Raw genomic sequence first — 3,373 nt, 5'->3', positions numbered from 1 at the left:
GTATCGATCCAGAATATGCAGTCATTGGAAGAGTAGCACGTAAGATTTGGGCGAAGGCTATGAAAAACAAATATGGCGCTAACGAAAGAGCACAGATGCTGAAATACCACATCCAAACCTCGGGACGTTCGTTGCATGCACAAGAAATTGATTTTAACGATATACGAACCACATTGCAAGCGCTTTATGCCATTTATGACAACTGTAATTCGTTGCATACTAATGCTTATGACGAAGCAATTACAACACCTACGGAAGAAAGTGTGCGAAGAGCTATGGCAATACAATTAATTATAAATAAAGAATTAGGCTTAGCCAAAAACGAAAACCCGATTCAAGGCTCATTTATCATAGAAGAATTAACAGACTTGGTGGAAGATGCCGTATTGAAAGAATTTGATAAAATCACAGAACGAGGTGGAGTACTTGGTGCTATGGAAACCATGTACCAACGCAACCAAATTCAAGAAGAAAGCATGTATTATGAAATGCTAAAGCATACTGGTGAATTCCCAATCATTGGGGTGAATACGTTTTTGAGTTCCAAAGGTTCACCTACAATTTTACCTGCAGAAGTGATACGCGCCACCGAAGAAGAAAAACAATACCAAATTCAAACCTTAACGAATTTGCACCATGCCAATGCTGACAAAGTGGTCGAACAACTCAACACCTTGCAAGAAGCGACCATCAACAATAAAAATATTTTTGAACACTTGATGGAAGCTACAAAATGCTGCTCACTGGGACAAATAACGAGTGCATTGTTTGAAGTAGGAGGACAGTATAGACGCAATATGTAAGCAGAGAACCATTTTTGTAAAGGCAAAAATCTGTGAAGCGCTTATCTCGGTTTATCAGTATTTGTGTTTGTTTCAGATATATTAATTATAACTTCAATTAACTAAAACCTTTCAGTAATGAGAGGTTTTTGGTTTTATGTTGAATTCCCTCTCAATCGCAAAAAATAATTTGACTTAGACTTCATTTTTTAATCTAGATGAAATTTAGTTAGTTGAGAATGCGATACTTTTAGCAAAATTTATTTTTATAGAAAAAGCTTAAGCCCTAGCAAACAGCAAGTAGAATTTATCTGTAAATTATAAATTATTTAAATATAAAAAACATGCATATAACATGATAATTTGTAACAAAAAAACAATTTTATGCGTGAATATACAAGTTGGGCACAATTATATAAGAGACGCGTAGAAAAAATACCAAAACAATGACTAAAATACAATTAACCTTACTGACATTATTTTTTTTTACATTCACATTCGGTCAAGTTAGTGATTGCAACTGCATAAACGAGCTGAATGACATTTCAGAACAAATAAAGAATGCCAAAAGCTACAAAGTACAAATTAAAGGAAATAAAATTATCGAATTCGAAAAATGGAAAACTGAAATCGAAACAGAAATCAAAAACGATTCTCTTATTAATTTTTTTTGTGTCGGATACTTGCAAAAATATATATCATTCATCAATGACTTACACAACCAAGTTTATGCCACACAAAAACACGAATTGATACAAGCTCCTAATTACCCAAAATCAATTGATACAAATCAGATCCAAAACGATAGTATTTCTGGAATATACTTTGCTGGAGTCGATAAAATACTTATCAAACGGGAAACTAACAACACTTGGCTTGGAATTACCTTAGAGTCCAATTCAAGTAAATGGGAAAAAGGAAAAATACGCTTAGTGATTAAAAAAACTAAAAATAACATTTTTGAGATTTTTGAATATTTCCAAAATGGATACCTATTCTACCAAAAAGACGTTAAAATAGAAAATGGTAGAATTCATTCCACTTTTTGGAACAAACAAAACAAATACTTTTTCAACCAAAACCACATAAATAATTTTACATACAAAACTATAAATAGTTCATTTGATTACTTTGGAATCAAGACATTAAACCGAACCAATAGTTTAATTGAAGAAATGGATAAGTTTTTTAACCAGAACTTAGGAAACCTAACAAAACCTAATCTAATAATCGATTTAAGAAACAATGGAGGCGGATCAACTAAACAGGCTGAAAAACTTTTGGAGTCATTAAAAAATAACGAAAACATCATACACATTTATATTATTATCAATTTCAAAACCGCAAGCGCTGCCGAATTGGTGACACTAAAACTCAAAGAGGATAAAAGAACAATTATTGTTGGTGAAAATTCAAAAGGAATGATTGAATATGGATATGGTAACAAGTCATATTCTTCAACAAGTAGTTGTTCTGAATTCAAAATTGATTTATCAACCGAACAAACCAACAAAAAATTAAGTATATATGAATGCATCGGAATAAAACCAGATTACAGTTTAAACAACGAATCAGATTGGATTGAACAAATTATAAATATAAACCCGAAAGAATAATAACTGTGCCCAACAGCAGTTACACAAGATGCAAGGATTTAGTGGAATTGCCGTTTCGCATTGAACTTTTTACTTAAATAGAAAATATGCAGTCACGAAGCCTTGCACCTCGTGTAGCTGCGGAACGTTGTGTGCAATTCTTGTGACGTGACTTTTAATAAACAATAAATAAAAAAATATGAAAATTACATCTGGTGAATATGAGCTTTTATATTCTGGAACGGTTATCGGCATAAATGATGAAGACATTTCATTTGAATTTCCTCCTGAAAAAGCTTCTTTGAAAACAATTATAAGCTTCAAAACCAATACTTCGGAAAAAAATTCATCTATCAATTTTGAATTAATTGATAATAAAACCTTAAAAATAATACTTATCAATGCTGAATCTAGTTTAGGAACTGGGAATACAAACGTATTGGATATTGGAAATATTGATGATAAAACTTTGTTTTTTAATTATCGCATATATTCAATCAAGAATATTAGTAAAACTATACACTACACATTTTATTTGAGAAAGGAGGAGAAAAATGGAAAATAGTGGCTTTAATATTCAAGACAAATTTGTCAACCAGGTAAGGACTAACACAAAATCTGACTTGATTGAAATTACGGAAGACAAATTAGAAAATATTCTTTTGAAACATCTAAAAAAAATATCCAAAGTTGATGGTTGGTTTACGCCTGTTTCTCTTTTTTTTACAATTTTGATCGTACTTCTTACTTCTACTTTCAACGATTTTTTAAACGTTGAAAAATCAGTTTGGAAAGCAATTTTTATTATTGGTTTGATTATTACTTTAGCATGGTCAATTAAAGCCATATACCAATCTATAAGATGTTCTAAAAGCGCTACTATAAATTATTTAATAGGTGAAATAAAAAATCATAGGGAATAAGAACTGCACACAACAGCGGTTTAGTCTCAATATCTCTAAAATCTTCTATTATCAATTATTTTTTTTAAAATAA

4 protein-coding genes are annotated in these 3,373 nt (G+C 31.0%); all 4 read left to right on the top strand.

Annotated features, from left to right (window positions below; all coding sequences use genetic code 11):
• Nucleotides 1-803 (top strand): methylmalonyl-CoA mutase family protein (locus tag ACOYLT_RS10970; protein ID WP_422853888.1); only part of this gene is annotated, 803 nt, incomplete at its 5' end.
• 425 nt (nt 804-1,228) lie between these two features.
• Nucleotides 1,229-2,398 carry a S41 family peptidase gene (locus ACOYLT_RS10965; protein ID WP_422853887.1) on the top strand — a complete coding sequence of 390 codons (1,170 nt, stop codon included), beginning with the start codon at nt 1,229-1,231 and terminating at the stop codon, nt 2,396-2,398.
• Nucleotides 2,399-2,576: 178 nt separating this feature from the next.
• Nucleotides 2,577-2,942: a DUF6864 domain-containing function gene (locus ACOYLT_RS10960; protein WP_422853886.1), complete on the top strand. Its 366-nt coding sequence runs from the start codon at nt 2,577-2,579 to the stop codon at nt 2,940-2,942.
• Nucleotides 2,932-3,300, top strand: a complete 369-nt coding sequence (locus ACOYLT_RS10955) for a hypothetical protein (protein ID WP_422853885.1) — start codon at nt 2,932-2,934, stop codon at nt 3,298-3,300. The genes ACOYLT_RS10960 and ACOYLT_RS10955 overlap by 11 nt, the downstream gene beginning before the upstream one ends.
• Nucleotides 3,301-3,373: the final 73 nt, after the last annotated feature.

Origin of the sequence: Flavobacterium sp. (assembly GCF_049318185.1) — a bacterium.
GTDB lineage: Bacteria > Bacteroidota > Bacteroidia > Flavobacteriales > Flavobacteriaceae > Flavobacterium.
This window is presented reverse-complemented; position numbering and strand designations above follow the sequence as displayed.